The organism is Streptomyces lushanensis (genome assembly GCF_001700515.1).
Lineage (GTDB): Bacteria > Actinomycetota > Actinomycetes > Streptomycetales > Streptomycetaceae > Streptomyces > Streptomyces lushanensis.
The window spans coordinates 1-23,497 of sequence record NZ_MAUD01000031.1 but is presented as its reverse complement, the minus strand read 5'-3'; the positions used below and the strand labels follow the sequence as shown (position 1 = coordinate 23,497).

The 23,497-nt window shown below is 70.1% G+C and carries 20 protein-coding genes and 2 pseudogenes; 12 read left to right on the top strand and 10 right to left on the bottom strand.

What is annotated here, in order from left to right; translation table 11 throughout:
* Positions 1 to 190: 190 nt before the first annotated feature.
* Positions 191 to 292: pseudogene (locus BFF77_RS36515) on the bottom strand (hypothetical protein); the annotation flags it as partial.
* 268 nt (positions 293 to 560) lie between these two features.
* Here BFF77_RS36515 and BFF77_RS02705 point away from each other — a divergent pair.
* Both BFF77_RS02705 and BFF77_RS02700 read left to right on the top strand, forming a co-directional pair.
* The gene (locus BFF77_RS02705) at positions 561 to 1,385 is read left to right on the top strand and encodes an NPP1 family protein (protein WP_066943395.1); all 825 of its coding nucleotides are present in this window, start codon (positions 561 to 563) and stop codon (positions 1,383 to 1,385) included.
* Positions 1,386 to 1,962: 577 nt separating this feature from the next.
* Positions 1,963 to 5,439: a phosphodiester glycosidase family protein gene (locus BFF77_RS02700; protein ID WP_066943393.1), complete on the top strand. Its 3,477-nt coding sequence runs from the start codon at positions 1,963 to 1,965 to the stop codon at positions 5,437 to 5,439.
* Between the two features lie 552 nt (positions 5,440 to 5,991).
* On the opposite strand, the gene BFF77_RS02695 is transcribed toward BFF77_RS02700, so the two are convergent.
* From BFF77_RS02695 to BFF77_RS02685, 3 genes are all read right to left on the bottom strand, one after another.
* On the bottom strand, positions 5,992 to 6,510 hold the full coding sequence (locus BFF77_RS02695; RefSeq protein ID WP_066943391.1) for a hypothetical protein: 519 nt from the start codon (positions 6,508 to 6,510) through the stop codon (positions 5,992 to 5,994).
* A 422-nt stretch (positions 6,511 to 6,932) separates the two neighbouring features.
* On the bottom strand, positions 6,933 to 7,658 hold the full coding sequence (locus BFF77_RS02690) for a dienelactone hydrolase family protein (protein ID WP_066943389.1): 726 nt from the start codon (positions 7,656 to 7,658) through the stop codon (positions 6,933 to 6,935).
* A gap of 583 nt (positions 7,659 to 8,241) precedes the next feature.
* On the bottom strand, positions 8,242 to 9,012 hold the full coding sequence (locus BFF77_RS02685) for a response regulator transcription factor (RefSeq protein ID WP_245703133.1): 771 nt from the start codon (positions 9,010 to 9,012) through the stop codon (positions 8,242 to 8,244).
* A gap of 362 nt (positions 9,013 to 9,374) precedes the next feature.
* On the opposite strand from BFF77_RS02685, the gene BFF77_RS02680 reads away from it, so the two are divergent.
* From BFF77_RS02680 to BFF77_RS02665, 5 genes and pseudogenes are all read left to right on the top strand, one after another.
* Positions 9,375 to 9,920, top strand: coding sequence for an RICIN domain-containing protein (locus tag BFF77_RS02680; protein ID WP_066943384.1), 546 nt, complete (start codon positions 9,375 to 9,377; stop codon positions 9,918 to 9,920).
* 893 nt (positions 9,921 to 10,813) lie between these two features.
* Positions 10,814 to 11,044 carry a MafI family immunity protein gene (locus BFF77_RS02675; protein WP_079124778.1) on the top strand — a complete coding sequence of 77 codons (231 nt, stop codon included), beginning with the start codon at positions 10,814 to 10,816 and terminating at the stop codon, positions 11,042 to 11,044.
* Positions 11,045 to 11,085: 41 nt separating this feature from the next.
* Positions 11,086 to 11,537 (top strand): annotated as a pseudogene (locus tag BFF77_RS32740) (transposase family protein); the annotation flags it as partial.
* Entirely contained in the window at positions 11,517 to 11,864 is a 348-nt protein-coding gene (locus BFF77_RS36145; RefSeq protein WP_066943380.1) for a hypothetical protein, read from the top strand. The pseudogene BFF77_RS32740 and the gene BFF77_RS36145, both read left to right, overlap by 21 nt.
* Complete coding sequence (locus BFF77_RS02665; RefSeq protein WP_066943378.1) at positions 11,842 to 12,192, top strand: hypothetical protein; 351 nt, start codon at positions 11,842 to 11,844, stop codon at positions 12,190 to 12,192. The genes BFF77_RS36145 and BFF77_RS02665 overlap by 23 nt, the downstream gene beginning before the upstream one ends.
* A gap of 182 nt (positions 12,193 to 12,374) precedes the next feature.
* Here BFF77_RS02665 and BFF77_RS02660 read toward each other — a convergent pair whose 3' ends face one another.
* The 3 genes from BFF77_RS02660 to BFF77_RS02655 all read right to left on the bottom strand — a co-directional run bounded on the left by BFF77_RS02660 (position 12,375) and on the right by BFF77_RS02655 (position 14,375).
* Positions 12,375 to 13,349, bottom strand: coding sequence for a glycoside hydrolase family 6 protein (locus tag BFF77_RS02660; protein WP_066943400.1), 975 nt, complete (start codon positions 13,347 to 13,349; stop codon positions 12,375 to 12,377).
* Between the two features lie 586 nt (positions 13,350 to 13,935).
* Positions 13,936 to 14,088 (bottom strand): hypothetical protein, encoded by a 153-nt coding sequence (locus BFF77_RS37695; RefSeq protein WP_425424330.1) that lies wholly within the window; start codon positions 14,086 to 14,088, stop codon positions 13,936 to 13,938.
* Positions 14,058 to 14,375: a YncE family protein gene (locus tag BFF77_RS02655; protein ID WP_066943376.1), complete on the bottom strand. Its 318-nt coding sequence runs from the start codon at positions 14,373 to 14,375 to the stop codon at positions 14,058 to 14,060. The genes BFF77_RS37695 and BFF77_RS02655 overlap by 31 nt, the downstream gene beginning before the upstream one ends.
* A 647-nt stretch (positions 14,376 to 15,022) precedes the next feature.
* Between BFF77_RS02655 and dhaK the strand changes: the two genes are divergently transcribed.
* The 5 genes from dhaK (at position 15,023) to BFF77_RS02630 (ending at position 20,555) form a co-directional block, all read left to right on the top strand.
* Positions 15,023 to 16,015, top strand: a complete 993-nt coding sequence (gene dhaK / locus BFF77_RS02650) for a dihydroxyacetone kinase subunit DhaK (protein WP_066943374.1) — start codon at positions 15,023 to 15,025, stop codon at positions 16,013 to 16,015.
* A gap of 165 nt (positions 16,016 to 16,180) precedes the next feature.
* Positions 16,181 to 16,738 carry a dihydroxyacetone kinase subunit DhaL gene (dhaL, locus tag BFF77_RS02645; protein ID WP_066943399.1) on the top strand — a complete coding sequence of 186 codons (558 nt, stop codon included), beginning with the start codon at positions 16,181 to 16,183 and terminating at the stop codon, positions 16,736 to 16,738.
* Positions 16,735 to 17,145 (top strand): PTS-dependent dihydroxyacetone kinase phosphotransferase subunit DhaM, encoded by a 411-nt coding sequence (locus BFF77_RS02640; RefSeq protein ID WP_066943372.1) that lies wholly within the window; start codon positions 16,735 to 16,737, stop codon positions 17,143 to 17,145. The genes dhaL and BFF77_RS02640 overlap by 4 nt, the downstream gene beginning before the upstream one ends.
* A gap of 161 nt (positions 17,146 to 17,306) precedes the next feature.
* On the top strand, positions 17,307 to 18,812 hold the full coding sequence (locus tag BFF77_RS02635) for an FAD-dependent oxidoreductase (RefSeq protein WP_107422048.1): 1,506 nt from the start codon (positions 17,307 to 17,309) through the stop codon (positions 18,810 to 18,812).
* Positions 18,813 to 18,974: 162 nt separating this feature from the next.
* On the top strand, positions 18,975 to 20,555 hold the full coding sequence (locus BFF77_RS02630) for an SDR family oxidoreductase (protein ID WP_066943370.1): 1,581 nt from the start codon (positions 18,975 to 18,977) through the stop codon (positions 20,553 to 20,555).
* A gap of 3 nt (positions 20,556 to 20,558) precedes the next feature.
* Here the strand turns inward: BFF77_RS02630 and BFF77_RS02625 are convergent, their stop codons facing one another.
* The 3 genes from BFF77_RS02625 to BFF77_RS02615 form a co-directional block, all read right to left on the bottom strand.
* Complete coding sequence (locus BFF77_RS02625) at positions 20,559 to 21,590, bottom strand: M56 family metallopeptidase (protein WP_066943368.1); 1,032 nt, start codon at positions 21,588 to 21,590, stop codon at positions 20,559 to 20,561.
* A gap of 4 nt (positions 21,591 to 21,594) precedes the next feature.
* Positions 21,595 to 22,020, bottom strand: a complete 426-nt coding sequence (locus BFF77_RS02620) for a BlaI/MecI/CopY family transcriptional regulator (protein ID WP_245703131.1) — start codon at positions 22,018 to 22,020, stop codon at positions 21,595 to 21,597.
* Positions 22,021 to 22,305: 285 nt separating this feature from the next.
* On the bottom strand, positions 22,306 to 23,497 hold a 1,192-nt coding region (locus BFF77_RS02615), incomplete at its 5' end, for a cation:proton antiporter (protein WP_066943364.1).

The window sequence follows — 23,497 nt, the reverse complement described above, 5'->3', positions numbered from 1 at the left end:
GAAACAGCATGGCGTGCGGCGGCAGTTCGTCCGGGGCGAGGCCGATGACGCGCAGGCATGCTCGGGCCAGTTGTCGGACTCGTGCAGGAACTCCAGGTGCTGCTCGATCAGTTCGCCGAGTCCTTGGCACACACCTCGCGGCTCGGCCCCCAGCAGCCCTGAGCAATTCGGCAGGCGGGACTCCTCGAACCAGCGTCAGGGGGTACCCGCCTTCCAGCGCGTACGCGAACAGTGAGAACGAGGAACGTATCCAGCCGTACTCGGCTGCGGTGGCTGAGCGCACACCACGCATACCGCCGGCGGCCACCGGCACGGGGCACATGGGCGTCGAGGCGGCCCGATGGCGGGCTTCGCCGACCGCTCGGTCCGCCGCCCCGTACCGTCGCCCGCGGCCCCTCCGGCACGACCGGGGTCGATCTTGTTCAGGAGCGGTTCACCGGAGTGGCCTTCAGGGGAACCTGTCATGGACACTCCCGCCGGGAGATCCTGTCGGCAGCAGCCATCACTCGGCCGTGCCGACATCACGTCGACCGCTCGCCGAGTCATCCGAGAGGACGCACATGGATAATCTGCCATCGCGTGGAGCGGGTAGGTCGGCTCTGGCGTATTTCAAGCGGAAGCAGTCCTGGCTGGGGGCGCTGGTCGGCGCCACGGTCCTGAGTGTGATGTTGCCGACGTCCGTGGCTCACGCCGACAACCTGCCGAACCTGCCGCAGAAGGCCGGGGGTTACGAGGCATCGTTCTCGCCCGCGTACGACTACGACGGTGATGGCTGCTACCCCGTTGCCGCCATCGCACCCGACGGAGCGCTCAACCCCGGTCTGAACACCTCGGGCGCGGTCAACGGCAGCTGCCGCGACCAGTCCGACCTGGACCGGACCCAGACCTACGCCCGCTCGAAGTGCAACAACGGTTGGTGCGCGGTCGTGTACGCCAGCTACTTCGAGAAGGACCAGGCCCTTCCCGGCAGCGGACTCGGTGGCCACCGCCACGACTTCGAGCACGTGATCTCGTGGATCAACCAGGCGTCCAACCAGGTCGAATTCGTCACGACCACTCAGCATTCCAGCCAGGTGACGTATCCGCGTTCGCAGGTGCGCTTCGACGGTTCCCACCCCAAGGTCGTGTATCACAAGGAGGGTCTGGGCACCCACTTCTTCCGGCTTGCCAACGGTAACGACGAGCCGGCCGAGAACCACTACCGCAACTGGCGCCAGCCTCCCATCGTGGACTGGAACGGGTGGCCCAGCACTTCTCTGCGTGACCGCCTGAACAACGCGGACTTCGGGTCGGCCACCATCAAGACCACGGACAAGGACGACCGCTTCCGGAACCTCCTGAATGCCTCCAGGCCGTCGGGCATCCCCTTCGACCCCTGGGCCTGACAGCAAATCCGCGGGACCGTCCTGACCGCGGGACCGTGGAACCGCGGCGGGCCGCCGAAACGGCGCGGCCCGGCGGCTGTCCTCCGTGAGTGCCCGATACGGCAAGGTCGATTTCCTGTTCGGGCACCCGCGATGCCCTCGCGTCCCTGACCACCGCCCAGCTTGATTCGGTACCCCTGTCGAGCGGGCGGTGGTCGGGGGCGCGAGGAGCGTCTTCACCGAAGCGTTTCTTCGCCGAGCAGTTGACTTGCCGTCACCGTCCACAGGTACAAATGACTCGGCGAATTCACACCGCAAGACTTTGCACTATCCGTGAAATCCCTCAACTCCCTTACGAAGAAGGCCCGTTACGCCGGAACTTCGACAGTGTCGCGTCCCGAACAAAATCCGCCATCGCCAGGAATCCGCCCGGTCGTCAAGAAGCGACTTCACAGGGAGGGTTCATTGCGGGCTCGTGATGGCGTCATCCGTACTTCTCAGTTGATCTTTCTAATCGGGTGCGCGCCCTTCGAACTGGACGTGGCGGGGGTTGTTCTGCCTCCGCGTCATCTTTTGACCCGAGGTTGCAATGAAATTGATGGTCTTGAACCATCGGTACACGAGACCACTGCTGGTGGTGCTCGCCACGGCGACCGCCCTGGCGGCCGCACCTGCCGTCGCGTACGCGGACGACAGCCGACCCACGCCGGTCACCGGCGGGATCCCCTTGATCAACACGACCGAGAAGGTCGGTCCGGGGATCAACCTCCAGCATGTGAAGGCGCTCGACCAGAAGGGCTGGTACGACGCGCAGTTCCTGACCGTGAACCTGTCCGACAAGGACATCAGCACCGACCTGCTCACCTCCGGACCGGTCGCCTCCGGCGGGCCGCTCACCGAGGCCGCCAAGAAGGCCGGCGCCGTCGCGGGCGTCAACGGCGACTTCTTCGACATCGGCAACTCCAACGCGGCGCTCGGTGGCGAGATCCAGGACGGCGAACTCCTCAAGACCGCCGACGTCACCGGCGGTCGCAAGCACGTCGGCGTCAGCAAGGACGGCATCGCCCAGCTCGTGGACCTCTCGGTCGACGCGACGGCGGACTTCGCGGGCGCGGGCCACAAAGTCCTGTCGGTCAACGCCGCGAACGGCGGCGGGATCCCCGCGGACGGCATGGTCGCGTTCACATCCGCGTGGGGCGACTACAGCCGCAACGGGGGTCTGACCGGTGTGGCCAACGACCAGATCGCCGAGGTCCTGGTCAAGGACGGTTCGGTCGTGTCGGTCACGCCGAACGGTCCCGCGGGCTCGGGGACGATCCCGGAGGGCGCCTTCGTGCTCGTCGGACGCGGCGCCGCGGCGACCGCGATCCGCGCGCTGCAGCCCGGCGCCCCGGCGAAGCTCAGCTACTCGCTCGCCGACAGCGCCGCCAGGACGATGCGGTTCGCGATCGGCCACGGCGGCACCATCGTCTCCGGCGGCCAGGTCGTCAAGGGCCTCGACACCTCGATCGCCCCGCGCACCGCGCTCGGCTTCAAGGACGGCGGCAAGACGCTCGTACTCGCCACCTGGGACGGCCCGGGCGGCACCGGCAAGGGCGGCGTCGGAATCGACAAGGAGGCGCGCGACCTCGCCGCGATGGGCGTGGAGACGGCGGTCAACCTCGACGGCGGCGGCTCGACCACGATGGTCGCCCGCGCGCTCGGCGAGGACGACGCGACCATCCGCAACGTCCCGTCCGACGGCCACGAGCGCAACGACCCGAACGGTGTCGGGGTGTTCGTCGCCAAGGGTGACGGCAAGCTGCACGAGCTCCTCGTCAAGCCCGCGCCGGGTGCGGCGTCGGCCGACGGCGGCGTGAAGGTCTTCCCGGGCCTGCGCCGCGCGCTCGTCGCGCGGGGCGTCGACAAGCACGAGACCCCGGTGAAGGTCGACCAGGAGTCCGTGCAGTGGTCCGCGGACGAGGCGTCCGTCCAGGACGGCACGCTCACGGCCCCGGCCGAGGCGGGCACGGTCAAGGTCGAGGCGCGGGTGGCCGGGGAGCACGAGGACGCGAAGGTCACCGTCCTCGGCCCGGTCGACAGCGTGGAGCTGTCGTCCCAGCTCCTGTCGATGGCCGACGCGACGCCCGAGCAGGCGGCCACCGTCTCCGTGACCGGCCGCGACGCCCAGGGCTACACCGCCCCGATCGACCCGAGGGACCTCGCGCTGGACTACGACCACAGCGTCGTCGACATCCGGCCCGTGAACGGCAAGCTCAAGGTCGTCCCGCTCGCCAACGCGAGCACGGTCCTCAAGGTCTCGGTCGCCGGCAAGTCGGTCCAGCTCCCGATCACGATCGGCGTGCAGACCAGGACGGTCTACGACTTCGAGGACGACGTGCTCGCCCGCTGGCGCAACAACAGCACCGCGGCGACGAAGTTCTCGGCGGACCCCGACGGCCTGCGGATCGACTTCAACGCGATGCGCAACGTGGGCATCTCGGCGGCATCGGCGGCCCAGCGCATCCCGGTTCCCGGCCAGCCGCTGCGCGTGCGGGTACGGATCAAGTCGAGCATCAGCGTGCCGAGCGGTCTGACCTACCTGGGCTACATCGACGCGACCGGCAAGAGCTTCGGCGTCTACGGCACCGGCCTGGCCGCGAGCAGCGACTGGCAGAACGCCACGTTCACGGTACCGGCGACCACGGCGTTCCCGATCACGATCTCCAGCTTCCAGGGGATCAACACCAACGTCGCCCAGCAGAAGGCGGGCACGTTCGTCCTGGACCGCGTCGAGGCCGACGTCCCGACGTCGATCGACCTGCCCGCCCAGCCCGACCTCCAGGCCGACCCGCTCATCTCCGACGACGGCTCGCTGCTCGTCGGCCGCAAGACATGGCAGTTCGCCACACTGTCGGACGTGCAGTTCACGGCCGACAACCCGGCGCTGACCCAGGTCGCGACGGCCGCCATCCAGCGCATCCGCAAGACCGACCCGGACCTGCTCGTCCTCAACGGTGACATCACCGACCGGGGCCTGCCGCAGGACCTCGCGCTCGCCCGCAAGGTGCTGACCGACGCCGGGTGCGACCTCATCCCGGTCGGCCAGGAGCCCGCACCGGACAGCACGCCGGACCCGAAGGCCGGCTCGATCCCGTGCTACTACGTACCGGGCAACCACGAGTCCTACGGTCTCAACAACGTCCAGAGCGACCTGACGAACTTCACCACCGAGTTCGGCCGGCCGTACCGGACGTTCGACCACAAGGGCACACGGTTCATCCTGCTCGCCAGCTCCCTCGGATCGCTGCGCGGGACGGCGTGGGACCAGCTCCCGATGATGCGGGAGGCGCTCGCCGACGCCGAGAAGGACCGGTCGGTGCGCAATGTCATGGTGTTCGCCCACCACCCGGTGGACGACCCCGCCGACGCCAAGTCCAGCCAGCTCGGCGACCGCGACGAGGTCGCGCTCATCGAGGACATGCTCACGGACTTCCGTGACTCCTCACGCAAGGGTGCCGCGATGGTCGGCTCCCACGCCCAGATAGCGAATGTCCACCGCCTCGAAGGTGTTCCGTACACGGTGCTGCCGTCCTCGGGCAAGGACCCGTACGGCACGCCGGACCGCGGCGGTTTCACCGGCTGGGTCGACTGGTCCGTCGACGCGGGCCGGGACGCGACACAGCAGTGGGTCAAGGCCGATGTGCGTGCCTTCGCGCAGTCGATCACGCTCAACACCCCGGCCACGGTCGCGACCGACGACACGGCGCAGCTCTCGGGCAGCATCGTGCAGCCGCAGGGAGTGTCGACGGGCTCGCGTGTGGTGCCGCTGCGGTACCCGATGTCGGTCGACTGGAGCGGCTCGTCCAACCTGGCGATCGGCAGCGGTGAGAACGCCGTCGACGACGCCCGCCGCCAGGGCAAGGTCGCGATCCTCGACCCGCGGACCCGGGTACTCACCGCGCTGCGGCCCGGCTCGGTGACCGTGACCGTGACGAACGACTCGATGCGTCCCTACACCGACGACAGCTCGCTCGCGCCGATCACGACCTCGAAGACCATCCAGGTCGTGCCGGCCGAGCACAGCGACAAGTAACCGTCACCCGCACCGGCGGGCAGCCGCCGGGAATCAACCCGCGAACGGTTTGACACGCGGGGTGGCCGGGCTGGGGGCGAGCACGCATGTGCTCGCCCCCAGTGCCGTTGTCGGACACCACGGCGTCGGCCGCGGGTGCGCCGGGCAGAGAAAACCGCCGCACCGGCTGATAGCGGATCGGTCCAGTAGGCGGTGCCGGGTGGCGAAGTTGGATCGATACCGCATCGAGCGGCCGGGCCGTCGCGGAGCGTCTTCCACCGCGTCCCGGAGAGCTGACCGTGCGTCAGCACTGTCGGCGTCCGGTCGGCGTCGGTACCACCGAAAGCCGCTCCGGAGCGCCGGGGACCGTCAAGGTTGCAAAGCGGCCACAGCCCATGTGACGTGCGAAAACCATGGCCAGAGGCACAGCGGCCCACCTACCAGGTGACACCCCATGAAGGTGCTGATCTTCGTGACTGAGCTTGGTGCGGCCACAGGCCAGAGCCATGCTGAGGCCAGGGAGGTCAGCAAAGACCCGGCATGAAGCGGAGACCCGCACCTTGGCGACCAAACTCACCCGTGGGATGGGCACCCACGCGGCGCCCGTGCCAGGGCCCATCGCTGGTCGGCCCAGCCGTGTGCGAGCGGTCCATGCTCCAACTCCATCTCCGACCCGGATACCCGGGCACGGTAGAAGGTCGCCCGTGAGGGCATCTCGACCGGCGGTCCCTCCAGCTTCTTCATCGCTTGGCCGACGAGTTCGAAGTAGTAGCTGATCGTGAGGGTGGAGCCGTCGACGGCCTGGTCCATGAGCCGCCGCAGGACCTCCACGACCTGCGGGTCGACTTGACCCAGGACCGGGCGGCGCGGGGCCTGCCGGCCGTCGGCCATGCCCATCACCCCGCGCTTTTGATGGCGGCGCCGACGCCGGCGGATGGTGTGAGGGCTGACGAACCTGCCGGTCTCTGCGCTGAGTTCGGCGGCCTTGGCCGCCTCGCGCTCGGCCGGGTTCCGGGTCGCCGGGTCGTACTCGGGCCGCGGCATCACTCCCGCCGCGGCGTCCGGCAGCAGGCCGTTGAGCACTTCACTCATGTGCCGGTGCCACCACAGTCCTCATCGACGTACACCACCTCGAACGCAGCCTGCCCCCTCCTTTCGACATCCATCGCCCAGCCCTCGGATCGATCACACTGAATCGATCCAGGCGAGGTCGCCGGCAGACACCTCCGCCGGCGATGCGGCCTCAAACACCTGTGAGAGGGAACAGCACCTGAGACGAAGCATGGTCAGCGGCAACTCCGGCTGAGACGGCGGTCCGGGTCTGGCCAGGTCAGGAACGTTATGGCAGAGAACGAGCCGGGGCACTGGGCGGAGCCGTTCCCCCCGCCGAGTGGGAACGCCCTCGCAGAGCACCTCGTCACCGTTTCTCCGGGCTGCGGTGATGTCCCACAAACCGGAGCCGGTGGCGGTCCACCGGCCTGGTTCGCGGCCCGGAATCGCGGTTGCTGACCAGATCACTCGGTTACGGGCAGGCACTCGGTGAGCAGGTCGATGACGTCGTGCCAGGCGCGCTGCGCGTGCTGTGCGTGGTAGCCGACGCCGGGAACCACGGGGTGGTCGACCGGCGGGTGGTGGAAGGCGTGCAAGGCGCCGCCGTAGACCACGAGACGCCAGTCGACGCCCGCGGCCTGCATCTCGGCGGTGAACGCGTCCCGTTGCGCGGGCGGCATGATCGGGTCTTCCGACCCGACCCCGGCCCACACGGGGCAGCGGATGCGCGCCGTCTCGCCCGGTCGGCCTGTGGTCAGTGCGTTGACTGTGCCGATCGCGCGTAGGTCGACGCCGTCGCGCCCGAGTTCCAGCCCGATGGCGCCGCCGGTGCCGTAGCCGACGGCGGCGATCCGGTCGGGGTCGGTCCGCGGTTCGGCGCGCAACACGTCGAGCGCCGCGTGGCCGATGCCCCGCATCCGGTCGGGGTCGGCGAGCAGCGGCAGGCAACGGGCCAGCATCTCGTCCGGGTCGTCCAAATAGCGCCCGCCGTGGACGTCGAAGGCCAGCGCTACGTATCCCAGTTCGGCGAGCGCATCGGCCCGGCGGCGCTCGACGTCGCTGAGCCCCGGGCCCTCTGGGCCGAGCAGCACCGCGGGCCGACGGTCGACACCGGCCGGGAGCGCGAGGTGCCCGATCATCGTCAGGCCGTCGGCCGGGTACGCGACCGTGCGCGTTGTTGTCGTCGTCATGAGACTGGACCGTAGTGATCGCCGAGCCCGGTCGGGCCGGTGTTCTCCGCCGGCAGAACAGCGCGGGAGTGCCTCTGAAATGCGGCGATGGCTCACAAGATCCGTCACAAACCGTTCCCGCAGCAGTGTTGTCGGGTCACCTGCCCTGGGCACGGCGCTGGAGGTGGACCTGCCAGGTCCTGTGCCGGGGGACCGGCGCCTACACGACGAACAAGTCGGATGCGAAGGGGTTCCGCTGGACCCGACGGCCAGTAAAGGGAGCCCCCCGAGCGCAGAGCTGGGGCGAAGCCGACTGAGCGACAGCATCGCGTGAGAATCAGTGTCGGCCGGCTGCGGACGGTGCTGGCCGGGCTGCTACTGCCGCGTTTCGATGGCGGGTGCCTGGTCCTGGCGGCCGATGTGTCGCCGTGGCTCCGCTCGGACGCGCCGCGCTCGACGGACCTGGACCCGGCAACCACGACCACGCGACACTTCGACAACAGGGCCTCTTGTCACTCGCTGGAAGCGACAACCGCGAGCTACCAAAAGGCCCTTCCTTCATGGCCCGACGTCGGCCGACTTGGATCGCGCGAGTGCCAGGTCATCACAGGGCGTCATTTTTGGGTTGGCGGAGCCACCAGGCAACGGCGGCGGCGCGGCTGGGGACGTTGGCTTTGGTGAAGACGCCTTCGAGGTGTTTGCGGATGGTTCGTGGGCTGATACCGAGTTCGCGGGCGGCCTGGTCGTTGGTGTGGCCTGTGGCGACAAGTGCGAGCACCTGGGTTTCGCGTTCGGTGAGGGTGCGCCGGTGTCGTGGGACGCCAGGCGGGCCGGCATCGATCTTGGCCTGGATCGCAGCGATCTGGGCTTGATAGTCCAGCGCTGTGGCAATGAGGTCGCGAATGGGGTGGAGAGCTTGAGTCTCGCGGTCGGAGAAGTCGTGGAGCCTGCGCGTCAGACCGATGAGCACCAGGTTCTCGTCGGTGATGCGGGGTGCCATCACCAGGAGGTGGCGCATGCCGTACCGGGAAAACACTTCCTGGTAGACGAGAGTCTGCCGGAAACGGTTGAACGTCATGAAGTCACTTATGCGGTACGGCCGTGGGTCGCTGGTGGCGAGAAGGTTCCCCATGTACGGGTCGTCAGCCGACAGGGCCATCCACTGGTCGATCTCGCCTGCGGACAGGGCGTTGGGTTCTCCGGCCATCGTCACCGATGGCGTCTGCGTCCGCCAGGCCGGGCATATGTCGATACATACACAGTCTGCGCCAACAACGCGAAGCAGCCCTTCAGCCAAGTCCTCCACAAAGGGCTCGTTGTTGACGATGCGGTCGGCGGCGTGCAACGCGTGCCGTAACAGACGTGCCTCGTTCACAGCGGTCCCCCTGTCGGCTCTCCGTAGCGAGGATAAGTCGAGGATCATGTCATGCACAGGCCATCTTTGCCGTCAAGATGGCGGAACAGGCACCTGTCGCCCGCAAGCCGCCCTCTCCACGATGGACGCGGGGGCGAGAAATGTCCGACGCGCTCGATCCTGCCCGCGCGACAGTTGCGCCACAGGGCGATTGTTCTTGCGCTGGGTTCCGGTCAGGACTGATTCGCACCCAGCTCCGAAAACCGGAAACACCCCGATTTCATCCGCTTGCCACCGCATCTCACCGGTGAACGCCAGAGAAAGGGAATGGGTTGCATTTCTTACGGAAAAGAAGACTGAGGCAAACGACGCTGGTAGCAGTGATGATCACACTGGCAGGCCTCGTGGCCATCCCGTCAGCCACTGCCCGGGAAGCCGCGCCGGCCGCGGATCCCCCGTTCGTGGAGATCGTGAATCAGTGGACCGGGCTCCACGCGGACGTCATGTGGGCCTCCCCCAACCCGGGCACTGGGGTCTTCCTCTGGCCTGACAATGCCAGCTGGTCACAGGAGTTCGAACGGCTCGACAGCGGAAATGGATTCTTCCGCCTCAAGGCACGTCACTCCGGCCTGTGCCTGGCCGTCCTCGGCGGCAGCCCCGCAAACGGTGTACCGATCGTTCAGGACCCGTACTGCGACCGTGGCGGCAGTTCGAATGAGTGGTACACGCAGGAGATCCGTCCGCCGCAGGGGCCGTGCATGTGCTTCCCCATTACTTACATGATCATCAGGAACCGTTTGAGCGGACGATGCATGGAGGTCAACTCCCCCTCCGGCCAGCCGGGTGAACAGTCGGTTCTGCAGGTGTGGAACTGCATCACCTCGGGCACGGAATGGAACCGCGCGAACCAGGTGTGGCGCTGGTGGTAAGGGTCTGGCGCTCGTCCGTCCTCCCGCCGGCACGGCTACGCACGGTCCCCCCACGGACGGCAAGAACGAGGCCCAGCCGCTGAGGGCTGTCCCGATCGAAGTCGAGCACGGCGACCGGCCATGCCTGTGGTGCGGCTCCGTGGTCGAGCAGCCGGCCACCGGACGCAAACGGGACAACTGCCGACGGTCGACTGCCCGTTGCGACGGGCGCGCCTGGAACCGGGGCATCATGCGGGGTCGTCACGCATACCTGGCGGCCCCGCATGGGCACCCGGACGGACGCACCCGCGCACCGGGCCGCCGCGCGTCGGGCGTTCTCGGACGGACCGGCTGACGCAGTCCTTGTCGATCGGTGAGGATCCCTCACCGTACGGGCGGCGGCGATGCCGCGCACACCGGCGTCGAAGCAGGTGCGCATGGCGGCGCGGGCCTTGTCGGCCGGGGACGCGTAATGGAGGCGGAGCGCCTCACGCCACCTCCGAGCCGTGGCCACGGTCGCCGGGACGGGTGGCGCCGATGTTCTCACCGCGGGACAGGATCTCAAAGAGGGCCTCGTCCTCCTCGTCGGCACCGGTGCCGGTGCCGACCAGGTCCGGCGCACGAGCGTGAGGGGAAGCTCGGCGGCGGGAACGTGCTCGAACTCGCGGTCGAACTCGGCCGACCGGTCGGTGTCCAGGACCGCGCGAATCGCCGCGATGATGCCGGGCAGCTCTACGAGATGATCAAGTACGAGAAGCCTTTCAACGACCGAAACAAAAGATCAAGCTAAGCGTTGTCCCGCTATGGGCGGGTGAGTCGACAGCTCCCTTGCTGGAGGCGAGGATGCTCAATGTCATCGGTCCGTTGAGCTCTGGCAGGGGGAACAGCTCGTGAGCCTGTCGCATCGAGCACGTGTGATCGCGCTTCTGGAGGAGTCGCCGCTCACCGCGGAAGCTGTCATCACGGACGTTCGCCATCTGCTCTCGCACGGTGAGGAGGCCTTGGCCTTCGACACGATGTGCTCGTGGATCTATGAGGACGCCCTGCCCATCAACCGGCAGTACCACGCTCGACTGGTGGCAGTGGCGGACGAGCTGGACAGCCCGAGGTCTGTCCAGCGTCTTGATGAGCTGCTGATCGACTGACGCTCACCCCGCGGCAGCGTCGTCGAGGGACGATCTTTTCCGTGGCGGGTGTGATGACGGCGTCGGAGCCGTCTTGGACAGCCCCGTTCTCCGGGTTGAGCCCTCGCCTGTTCGGCCGGCTGGTGACTGTATTGCGGCGCGAGGGGGCGGATACGGTCCGCAGGGGCCATCCGTGGAGTCTTCCGCTGGAGGAGAGGGCCCTGGTGGTTGCGGCCTACTGACGAACGAACTTGACGATGCGCCGGCTCGCCCCGCTCTTCGGCGTGTCCAAGTCCCCGGCGGGCCGCATCATCGACCACCTCGGGCCCATGCTTGCGCTCCGGCCCCGTAAGCGGTTCGCAAGGGGCACAGTGCTCATCGTGGACGGCACCCTCGTTCCGACACGGAATCGCACAGTGGCGGCACAGTCCAAGCACACCGGTACTCGACCAACCACCAGGTCCTCATCGACGCGGACACCTGCCTGATCGTCGTGGTGGGCCGCGACTTCGCCCGGTCCACCCGAGGGCCGGTAGACACCTGTACCTCCGCGAAGCTGGTGTGGATCCCGTTCGCCAAGGACACGGTGACCGTCGCGGTCCGTTCGGACAGCCTCCTCAACGACGGGGTGAGCTTCACAACAGCTCAGCTCGGCGACATCTGCAGCTGTGCCGAGACCACGCACAACGGTGTCGCCCTGACGCCGCTGCTGCCGCACTCGGGCTCCGGCACCCGGACCATCTTCCTGGACAAAATCGGCCTCGCCGAGGCCCGGGTCGGCCCCTGCGTCTATCCGTGGACGCAGGAGAAACGACGGAGTGGCGCTGGACACCGAAGGTGACATCGCCCCGTACTCCGTCGCCCAGTACATCGCCCAAATCGGTGGTGTCGTGACCAACAACCGCGGTGTCACGGTCCTGACCCGAGTGAACGGTGTCGCGCCGCGCATCGCCAACGGCAAGCTGAACATCGCGTTCCCGTACAACGGTGACGTCCGCAACGTCGTCCCGGCCGCCAAGTTGAGCGGCGGCGCCACCCCCGACGCCGACCTGATCAGCGCCTTCCAGAGCTCCACCTCGAAGGCCTGCGCCCAGACGGTCCTCATCCAGAACTACGGCTTCGACACGATCCCCCACTGCGGCAACATCGCCGTCATGGGCGGGCGCTGATCCCACGCGCCGTGCCGGACACCACCACATGTCCGGCCTCGCCGCCCGGGCCGGGACCGCCGGGAGTTCGGTCCAGTGTCGGCCACAGCGCGAGCCCCACGGCACCCCGGGCAACGCGGGCGCCACCAGAACACGGCCACCACATCGAATGAGCCGGTCTCCACAGTGACGAATCGGGCGGTTCAGTATCCGTAGATCATCTTGTACGCGACTTCCGGGAGGAACTGGCCGGCCACGGAGCCGGCGCCGACTCCGCAGTTGCCGTCGGACTCACCCGGGGTCTTCAGCCACAGCAGCATCTCGGCTCCGCCGCCCGTCTGGCTGACGGCCCCGATCCTGCGACCGGCGGGGTTGCACCACTCGCCGTTGGAATCGTTGCCGTTGCGGCTGGTGTCGATGACGAAAGGCTTCGTGTAACCGTAGGACGCCGACAGCACCGAGTTGATGGCGTTGCCGTAGCTGATGTTGCGGCCGTTGCCGTAGTAGTTCGAGATGTTCGACGCGAAGCCGTGCGCCTGTCGGGCCCCGGCGCCGTCGAGACGCCGGGCCATGGTGCCCGCGTCGATCCAGGCGGGGTTTCCGGCATCCAGGTACGTCCACGTGTTGGGCGCGTGCGCGGAGAACCGCGCCAGGGCGTCTCTGAGCATGGCGTTGCGCTCATCGATCTGCTGCTGGGACATGCAGCTGTAGTCACCGAGGGCGTCGGGCTCGATCACCACCAGTGCCGGCCGCCCGCCGATGGCCGAGGCGAAGGCGGAGATCCAGGTGCGGTACGCCGCCGGAGAACCCGCCCCGCCGCCGGAGTGGCCGCCACAGGCGTCGCGGCCGGGGATGTTGTAGGCGATCAGCACGGGAAGCTTGTCGGCGGCGTCCGCGGCTCCCACGTAGGAGCCCACTGCGGCCCCGATGTCACCGCTCCAGGAACCGAACCACCGGGCCATGGGGCGCGAGGCGATGTTGTTCCGGATCGCCGGCGCCCGTCCGTCGCCGGGGTTCGCCGCAACCCATGCGGCAGGAGTCGAGTTCGGGTCCGTGTAGAACCCGCTGGTCATGCCGATCGGATCGGCCAGGACGCGGGCGTCGGCCTGCCCGCTGCCGAGGGTCAGGAGCAGGCACGCGAATGCCGATGTGACGAGCGTACGCATCATCTTTCTCATGTGCAGCCCTCTCTGGGAGCGCTCCCACATCGGCGATGACTCAGCCGTGTGGGAGACGCGGGTGGGGGGAGGATCGAGCGGCGGTCCCTCTCGGGGGCTCCCTCGGAGAACTGCCGCTGTCAGACGAGACGGTGACAGGGGGTCAGTCCGCTGTCAATGAGTTCGGCGAGGGACGGCGGGCGAGGCCCCGGTCACCATTGGGCTCAACATCGCCACCCTCATCCACGTCAAAACGATGATCAAACGGCCTGTGACGACGGCCACCGCCGGGCTTGGGTTCGCGCGCGGCATCGCGCCGGGCGGCGGGATCCGCACCGTGAGCCGGCCGGAGTCGCGTCGAGGCCGATCGCCACGCCGTGCGCGGCCAGTTCGGGGGCCCCGAGGTGTACCACGCCCTGGTGCAGTTCGCTGCGGATGTTCGGCCGCGAGGGGCGCCCGACCCCGCTGGGCACCGCCTTCGCGGAATGCGGGCGGATTGACACGTTCTTTGCGCGGTGTGGCTCTGGCCACTGCGGTCCTCGTATCGAGGGCGTGGGTGGGGTCGGGCCGCTTGGTGGTGGCCCGGCCCCGGGTTGGTGTGGTGGGGTCAGCAGCTGATGGTGGTGTCGCCGGCGTCGGCGGCGCAGGTGTCTTTACCCAGGCCGCCGTTGGCGGTGTCGCCGACGACGCCGTCCTGGACGTCGATGGTGTCGTTGCCGAGGTTGCCGCTCATGTCGTCGGTGCCGTCGTCGCCGCGGATGATGTCGTTGCCGTCGCTACCGTCGATGGTGTCGTCGCCGCCCGCGTAGACGGTGTCGTTGCTGTTACCACGGCCAGGCCGCTCGGACGGGAGCCGACGGTGAAAGTTCCGGTGGCGGTGCTGGTGGCGGTGTCCACGACGGTCACCGTGTTGGTGCCGTTGTTTGCGACGTAGGCGGTGGCCCCGCTGGGGCTGAACGCGATGGCCCCCGGAGCGACGCCGACCGCGATGGTGGCGGTCACCGCGACCGCGCCGAGACCGACGATCGCGAGCAGACCGGCGACCACCGCCGCCAGCACCTTGCGCGCCCTGACACATGGGCCGCGCTGTGGCGCGTGGTGGAGTCAAGCATAAGGAAACCCTCTTCCCGAGGCCTGCGCCACGTCCGGCAGGCCCCCGGGTGGGGCCGGCTCCCTCAGAGCGCGGCACGAGCGCGGACGACGGTGGAGTTCACCGACACCGTCCAGTTGAGGCCGTCATCGGTGCCCTTGCTCCTCACCGCCGTCCCCACCATGCACCGCCGGCTCCTCGACCGCTGCCGGCCGCTCGACGGCGACCAGGGCGCCCCTGTGGTCCCGCGGCCCGACGCAAGGGCCGCCGCGAGCACGAGAACCGGGTCAGCGCGCTCGCGCCGGCCGGATCACCCGAACGGATGTACGTGTCCCCCGGGAACAAACTCGTTTCCCGTAGGCCGTGCCGGGTGGCGGAGTTGGATCGATACTGAATCGAGCGGCAGAGCGTCGCGGAGCGTCTTCCACCGCGCCCCAAGGAGCTGACCATGTGTCAGGAAAGTTGGCGTACGGGCGGCGTCAGCACCGCCGAAGGCCGCTTCGGAACGCCTGGGACCGCCAAGATCACAGAGCGGCCACAGCCCATGTGACCTGCGAAAACCATGGTCAGAGGCAGAGCGGCCCACCTACCAGGGAGACACGCCATGAAGATGCTGATCAATGTGCCGGAGACCGTGGTGGCGGATGCCCTTCGGGGGATGGCCGCGGCGCATCCGGAGCTCTCCGTCGATGTGGCCAACCGTGTGGTGGTACGCCGGGACGCGCCCGTCGCCGGGCAGGTCGGGGTCGTCTCCGGGGGTGGGTCCGGGCACGAGCCGCTGCACGGAGGTTTCGTCGGGCCCGGGATGCTCTCCGCGGCCTGTCCCGGAGAGGTGTTCACCTCGCCCGTGCCCGACCAGATGGTGCGGGCCGCCGCCGCCGTCGACAGCGGGGCCGGGGTGCTGTTCGTCGTCAAGAACTACACCGGCGACGTCCTGAACTTCGACATGGCCGCCGAGCTGGCCGAGGACGAAGGCATCCAGGTCGCGAAGGTGCTGGTCAACGACGATGTGGCGGTGACGGACAGTCTTTACACCGCGGGCCGGCGCGGTACGGGCGCGACACTGTTCGTGGAGAAGCTGGCGGGCGCGGCGGCCGAGGAGGGAGCGCCGCTGGAGCACGTCGAGGCGATCGCCCGGCGGGTGAACGACCGCTCGCGGAGTTTCGGTGTCGCCCTGAGCGCCGTCACCACGCCCGCCAAGGGCAGCCCGACCTTCGATCTGCCCGAGGGAGAGCTGGAGCTGGGCATCGGTATCCATGGCGAGCCCGGCCGCGAGCGGCGCGCGATGATGACCTCACGCGAGATCGCCGATTTCGCGGTGCACACGGTGGTGGAGGATCTGCTGCCCTCCGGCCCGGTGATCGTCCTGGTGAACGGCATGGGCGGGACACCGCTGCTGGAGCTGTACGGATTCAACGCCGAGGTGCAGCGGGTGCTGACCGAGCAGCGTGTCCCGGTGGCCCGTACGCTCGTCGGCAACTATGTGACGTCGCTCGACATGGCGGGCTGCTCGGTGACGCTCTGCCAGGTGGACGAGGAGCTGCTGCGCCTGTGGGACGCGCCGGTGCAAACGGCCGCGCTCCGCTGGGGCCGCTGAATACGGCAAAGAAGAGGCAAGGCAGGCCGGGACGGCAGGGCAGGCACAGAGACTTGGGACGGCAGGGCACGACCCACGGGCGAGGGAGTTCACGTGACCGATCAGAAACCCGACCGGACGCTCGACACCGACTTCTTCCGCCGCTGGCTGACGGCCGCCACCGCCATGGTGGAGCGTGAGGCCGGCCGGCTCACCGAGCTGGACTCCGCGATCGGCGACGCCGACCACGGCAGCAATCTCCAGCGCGGTTTCCGGTCCGTCATGACGGAGCTGGGCAGGGAGTCACCGGACGGCCCCGGAGCCGTCCTGGTCATGGCGGGACGGCAGCTCATCTCGACGGTGGGCGGCGCGTCCGGGCCGCTCTACGGGACGCTGCTGCGGCGTACGGGCAAGGCGCTCGGTGACGCTCCCGAGGTCACGGCCGAGCAGTTCACGGAGGCGTTCCGCGCCGGTGTGGCGGCCGTGGCCCAGCTCGGCGGAGCGAAGGCCGGGGACAAGACCATGCTCGACGCGCTGGAACCGGCGGCCGAGGCGCTCGGTACGTCGTTCGGGGCGGCGGCGGAGGCGGCGGAGAAGGGCGCCCTGGCCACCGTACCCCTCCAGGCGCGCAAGGGCAGGGCGAGCTACCTGGGCGAGCGGAGCATCGGGCACCAGGATCCGGGCGCGACCTCCTCCGCCCTGCTGGTCGCCGCGCTCGCCGACACGGCGGAGGCGACACCGTGAGCATCGAGAAGCCGGTCGGCATCGTGCTCGTGTCACACAGCGGACCGGTGGCGGAGGCCGTCGCCGCGATGGCCCGGGGGCTGGCGGGAGGCGGGGCGACGGCGCCGGTGGCGGCGGCAGGAGGCACACCGGACGGCGGACTCGGCACCAGCTCCGAGCTGATCTCGGCCGCCGCCGCGCGGGTGGACCGGGGCGCGGGCGTAGCGATTCTGGTGGATCTCGGCAGTGCCGTGTTGACGGTGAAGACACTGCTCGCCGAGGGCGACGAACTCCCGGACGGGGCACGGCTGGTGGACGCCCCGTTCGTCGAGGGAGCGGTCGCCGCGCTCGTCACCGCCTCGGCGGGCGGGGATCTGAACGCGGTCGCGGCGGCGGCGACGGAGGCGTACCAATACCACAAGGAGTGAGCGGGAAATACCGGCCGAGCACGGCTCGGCACACAGGGAACGCGGTGAGAACGGCGCGCAGTCGTCGTGATCCGCGTATCGCCACCCGGGAATACTGAATCCTCACGGAACGGCCACGGCGGCAGGTCCGTTGTCGTTACAGGACCCCCGGAGGGACAGGCATGGCGAACGCGGCAGAGGTGGACACCGCTGGGGCGGAGGGGGACGGTCCGTACCGCTCCCCCGGCCGCCGGACCCGCCATGCCGTGATCATCGGCGGCAGCGTCGCGGCTCTGCTGACGGCCCATGTGCTGAGCGCCCATGCCGACCGGGTGACCGTCGTCGAGCGTGACCGCCTTCCCGGGGGACCCGAGCCGCGGGCGGGTGTCCCGCAGAGCCGCCACACCCATGTACTGCTGGAGGGCGGGCAGCGGGCGCTGGACGAGCTGCTCCCCGGCATCGTCGCCGAACTGCGCGAGCACGGCGCGCCCCGGGTGGGCATGCCCAGCGACATCGTGCAGTGGCAGAACCACCGCTACTACCGGCGCACCGCGGCCACCGCCCATCTCCTCACCGGTACCAGGCCGTTGCTGGAGTGGCTGGTACGGCGCCGGGTGCTGGCCGAGCCGCGGATCACGGTGCTGGAGGGCTCGGAGGTGGTGGGACTGCTGGGCGACTCCCGCCGTGTCCGCGGGGTACAGGTGCGGGAGCGCGGTCCTCGGACCCGTCAGGACGTACGGCGGCTCACCGCCGATCTGGTCGTGGACGCCTCGGGGCGCGGCTCCCGCGCTCCCGACTGGCTGGCCGCGATCGGCGCGGAACCGCCGCACGAGGAGACGCTCGACACCGGGCTCGCCTACGCGACCAGGCTCTACCGCCGGCCCGATCCTCACCACGACGAGACCGGCGGCGGGAGCGACAGGACCGGCGGGAATGCCTCCGGGAGCGCCGTCGGGACGACGGACTCCGTCGGTTACTACTTCGTCCCCGGGCGCGGCCAGGCCCGTGGCGGTGTCGCCCTGCCCATCGAGGGCGGCCTCCATCTGGTCACGCTCTCCGGTCTGCGCGGGAGCGAACCGTCCTCCGACGAGGAGGAGTTCACCGACTTCGCGGCCCGACTCGCCCATCCGGTACTGCGCGACTGGCTCTTGAGGGCCCGGCCGGAGTCCGGGGTGCACGCCTTCCGCTCGACGGCGAACGTGCGGCGCCGGTACGACCGCCCCGGCCGCCGCCCGGCCGGTTTCCTCGCCGTGGGTGACGCGCTGTGCGCCTTCAACCCGGTGTACGGGCAGGGCATGGCGGTCGCCGCGCTCGGCGCGATCGCGCTGCGCGACACGCTGGCCGATCCCGTCCGTACCCCCACGACACGCCGGGTGCAGCTCGCGCTGCTCAAGGCCTCGCGGCAGGCGTGGGACATCGCGTCGGGGGCGGACAGGGTGTTGCCGGGCGCGCGCGGTGACGCGGCCCGGGCACAGCTGGCGGACCGGCCCGCCGCCTGGTATCTCGCCCGGGTGGTGCAGCGCGCGCCCGGCGATCCGGTCGTCGGAGAGGCCTTCCGCGCCGCCACCTCCCTGATGGCACCGGTCTCGGTGCTGTTCGCGCCGCGTGTCGTACGCGCGGCGTTGTTCGGCCGCGTGCGGCCGGCCCCCACCGAGCCGCCGTTGTGGAAGGAGCGCGGGACCGGCTGACCGCGTGTGACCCCGGTGCCGCACGTTCCGCGGGCAGGCGGCGGTCCGTCCACGCGGGCGGTGGGCCGTCCGGCCGGGGCGGCCCCTCACGTTGCCGATCGCCCGCCGCGGGCCCAGGCTCACGGTGAGGGGCCTCGCCAGGGAGCCTCGAAGGGAGAGGACATGAACGCGGACAGGGAGGCCGGCGGCGGGCTGCGCTGTCTGGTGACGGGGGCGACGGGGTACATCGGCGGCCGGCTGGTGCCCGAACTGCTCGACGCGGGCCATACGGTGCGCTGCCTGGCCCGCACACCGGACAAGCTGCGCGATCATCCCTGGGCGGTGCGTACCGGGATCGTGCGCGGCGATGTCACCGACGCCGCGTCGGTCGGGGCGGCCATGGACGGCATCGATGTGGCGTACTACCTGGTGCACGCGCTCGGCACCGGACCGGACTTCGCCGCCACGGACCGCCGGGCCGCCCGGATCTTCGCCGAACGGGCGAAGGCCTCGGGTGTCCGGCGCATCGTCTATCTGGGCGCTCTCACCCCGGCCCGGGTCCCGGAGCGCGAACTGTCGGCGCATCTGCGCTCGCGCGCCGAGGTCGCTCGTATCCTCCTCGGCTCGGGGGTGCCGACCGTGGCACTGCGGGCCGCGGTGATCATCGGTTCCGGATCCGCCTCCTTCGAGATGCTGCGCTATCTCACGGAGCGGCTGCCGGTGATGGTGACACCGAGCTGGGTGCGTACGTCGATCCAGCCGATCGCCGTACGCGACGTCCTGCGGTATCTGGTCGGCTGCGCGCGGCTGCGCGCCGAGATCTGCCGGTCCTTCGACATCGGCGGCCCCGAGGTCCTGACCTACCGGGACATGATGCAGCGGTACGCGGCGGTGGCCGGGCTGCCCCGGCGGCTCATCGTCCCGGTACCCGTCCTGACACCGCGGCTGTCGAGTCACTGGATCGGTCTGGTCACCCCGGTGCCCCGTTCGATCGCCCGGCCGCTGGCGGAGTCCCTGCGGCACGAGGTCATCTGCCACGAACGGAACATCGCCCGCTACGTTCCCGACCCGCCGGGCGGCCCGATCACCTTCGACCGCGCGGTGGCGCTGGCGCTGCGACGCGTCCAGGACGCCCAGGTGGCCACACGCTGGTCGTCGGCCTCGGTGCCCGGCGCTCCCAGCGATCCGCTGCCGACCGATCCCGACTGGGCGGGCGGCAGCCTCTACACCGACCGTCGTGAGCTGACCGTGAACGCCTCACGCGAGTCGCTCTGGCGAGTGATCGAGGGGATCGGCGGTGACAACGGCTGGTACTCACTGCCCCTGGCCTGGGCGGTACGGGGCTGGCTCGACCGGTTCGTCGGCGGGGTCGGGCTGCGGCGCGGCCGACGGGACGCGCAGCGGCTGCGGGTCGGCGACTCACTGGACTTCTGGCGGGTGGAGGAGATCGAACCGGGCAGACTGCTGCGGCTGCGCGCGGAGATGCGGCTGCCGGGACTCGCCTGGCTGGAGCTGCGGGCGGACCGGAACGACACGGGCCTCACGGTCTTCCGCCAGCGGGCGCTGTTCCATCCCCGGGGGCTGCTCGGGCAGGCGTACTGGTGGAGTGTCTCGCCGTTCCACGCCCTGGTGTTCAGCGGCATGGCCCGCAATATCGCCCACGCGGCCGAGTCCGCCGAGTCCACGGCGGGCGCCACGGCGAACGGCATCGCCACCGGGGGAAACCGCCCGGGCCTGACATCGGATGACCAGATGTCACGGTAGATGTCACAGGGGGGTGGCGGTCTTCAGCAGGAGGAAGAGAGTGACCGTCGCGTTCGCGGAGGAGAGGGCGGAGCCGAGCGTTCCGGCCGCGGCCGTCCATACGGCCAGACCCACGGCGGTCGACATCGACGGCCAGTTCACCGCCGAGGGCGCGGGCTCCAGCAGGGCCGCCACCCGGCGCGGCACCGGGCCCGGCGCGGCGAAACCGGCCAGCGTCGGTGTGGGTGTGCCCCGGGAGACCAGCGCGGCCTTGCCGATGGCCCGTGCCACGACCGTACGCTCGCCGGTCACCCGGGCCGCTTCCTCGTCCGCCCATCGCTCGGTCGTGTAGGCGACCGCCGCGCGCAGCGGGCGCAGCAGCGGATTGGCGCGCGCGGCCAGCCGTACGGCCAGCAGATACCGGTGGTGGCCTCCGTGGAGATGAGCCCGCTCATGGGCGACCAGCGCGGCACTCTCCCGGTCGTCCAGGCAGTCGAGCATGGCCGTGGACACGACGACCCGCCCCCGGCGGTGCCCATGTCGTCCCCGTCCCCGTGCCCGTCCTCGCCGACGACCGGCGCCCGCGCCCCCGTCCGCACCTCCGTGCCCGTCCGGCAGCGGAGCCGTGGTGGAACCGGGCAGTGCGTAGGCGTACGGCGCCTCGTCGGTCAGCACGGCGAGTTCGCCCTCGGGCAGCCCGGTCAGGGCGCGGTGCGCGTGGCGTCGCACCCGGCGGTGGCGCCCGGCCGCCGCCGCGCAGCCGACGGCGACCGCGGCGAGGGCGGCGATGGCCGCCTTGCCCGCGATCTCGTCGTACGGGACGGCCTCGCGGACCTCGGGATCGGACCAGGCGTCCGGCAGTGGATTGCCGGGCAGCTGCGCCGTACCGACCACCACCAGCAGCACCAGACAGAGCGTGCTGCACAGGGCGAGCACCACGGCCAGCCCGGACAGCAGCCGGGTCGCGACACGCGGATGGAGATGGAGTTCGGCCAGGCGCGCGATGGGCAGCGCGGTCAGCGGCAGGACGAGCGGCAGAAAGACGAACACCCCCACCCCGTCAGCCCTCCGCCCCGTCCTCGGGGTCCTCGGGCAGGCCGAGCAGATCGCGCAGCAGCCGTTCGTCGTCGGCGGAGAGCGCGGTGACGAACCGGGCCAGGACCGCCTCGCGGTCCGCCTCCGCGTCGAGCACCTTGCGCATCCGCAGGGCGGCGAGCCCCGCCTCGTCCGAGGCGGCACGCCATTCGAAGGAGCGCCCGGCCCGCTCCCGGGTGACCGCCCGTTTGGCCTGGAGCCGGGTCAGGATGGTCATCACCGTCGTGTACGCGAGATCCCCGCCGAGCCGTTCCTGCACCCAGGCGGCGGTGACGGGCCCCGGCGCCTGCCGCAGCGCGGCGAGTACCAGGGACTCCAGCTCGCCCTGGCCGCGCCGGCGTGGGCGCTCGTCCGGACCGTCCCGGCCGTCCGGACCGCCGTGCACCCTCACGATGTCTCCCTCCAGCCACGCGACCGCGCCACGTGGCAGCCGTTCATGCTACTGATCCGTGCGCCCGCGCGCTCCCACGGACGCCCCTCCCATGTCCTTCTACACTGCTGTAGATTCTATGACGGCCGCAGCCCGCCTCGACCGGACGTGAGGACGGGCACGGCCGCGACAGGGGCACAGGACGCGGGGCGCGCGTTCTGTGCCCCGCCTTGACGTGCCTCGGCGCCCGGACAGGACCTCAGGACCGCGCGGCACCGGCCGGGCGGGGCCAGGGGCCGGGGCCGGTCAGCCGTGGCTGGGCGCCGCGTCCGTCGCTTCCGGCGCGGGCCCTGCGGGTGCGGCAGGCGCGGCAGGCTCGGCGGACGCCGCTGGCGCGGCACGCCTCACCTTGCGGCTGATACGCCGTGCCAGCGGCTCCGTCCAGCGCGCGGCCGGCGGGCCGAGGATCACCAGAATCAGGACGTACGCGGTGGCCAGCGGCCCGATCCGGGGCTCGACCCCGACCGCGAGTCCGGCGATGACGATGGAGAACTCGCCGCGCGCCACGAGTGTGCCGCCGGTCCGCCAGCGGCCCGCCGTCCTGACTCCGGCGCGCCTCGCCGCGTACCAGCCGGTGCCGATCTTCGTCAGGGTGGTGACCGTCGCCAGGATCAGGGCCGGGACCAGCACCGGCGGGATGGCGGCCGGATCGGTGTTCAGCCCGAAGAAGACGAAGAAGACCGCGGCGAACAGGTCGCGCAGCGGCGCGAGCAGATTGTGGGCGCCCTCGGCGACCTCGCCGGAGAGTGCGATACCGACGAGGAACGCGCCGACGGCGGCCGAGACCTGGAGTTCCTGAGCCACTCCGGCGACCAGGACCGTCAGCCCGAGAACGACCAGCAGCAGCATCTCGGGGTTGTCGCTGGAGACGGCACGGCTGATCAGCCGGCCGTGGCGCAGCGCCATATAGAGGACCGCGCCGACCGTGCCGAGTGAGATCAGCAGCGTGAGGCTGCCACTGGCGAGGCCGAGTCCGGCGAGCAGGGCCGTGAGCAGCGGCAGATAGACCGCCATGGCGAGGTCTTCTATCACCAGGACGCCGAGGATCACGGGAGTCTCGCGGTTGCCGAGCCTGCCGAGATCACCGAGCACCTTGGCGATGACTCCGGAGGAGGAGATCCATGTCACACCGGCCAGGGCGACCGCGGCGACCGGGCCCCAGCCCAGGATCAGCGCGGCGAGCGCGCCGGGCACGGCGTTCAGTACGAGATCGACGATCCCCGAGGGGTATTGGGTCTTCAGATTGCTGACGAGTTCGGAGGCGCTGTACTCGAGGCCGAGCAGGAGCAGCAGCAGGATGACGCCGATCTCCGCGCCGGTGGCGATGAACTCCTCACTGGCGTTGAGCGGCAGCAGACCGCCGTGGCCGAAGGCGAGTCCGGCGAGCAGGTAGAGCGGGATCGCGGAGAAGCCCACCCGGCCGGCCAGCCGGCCGAGT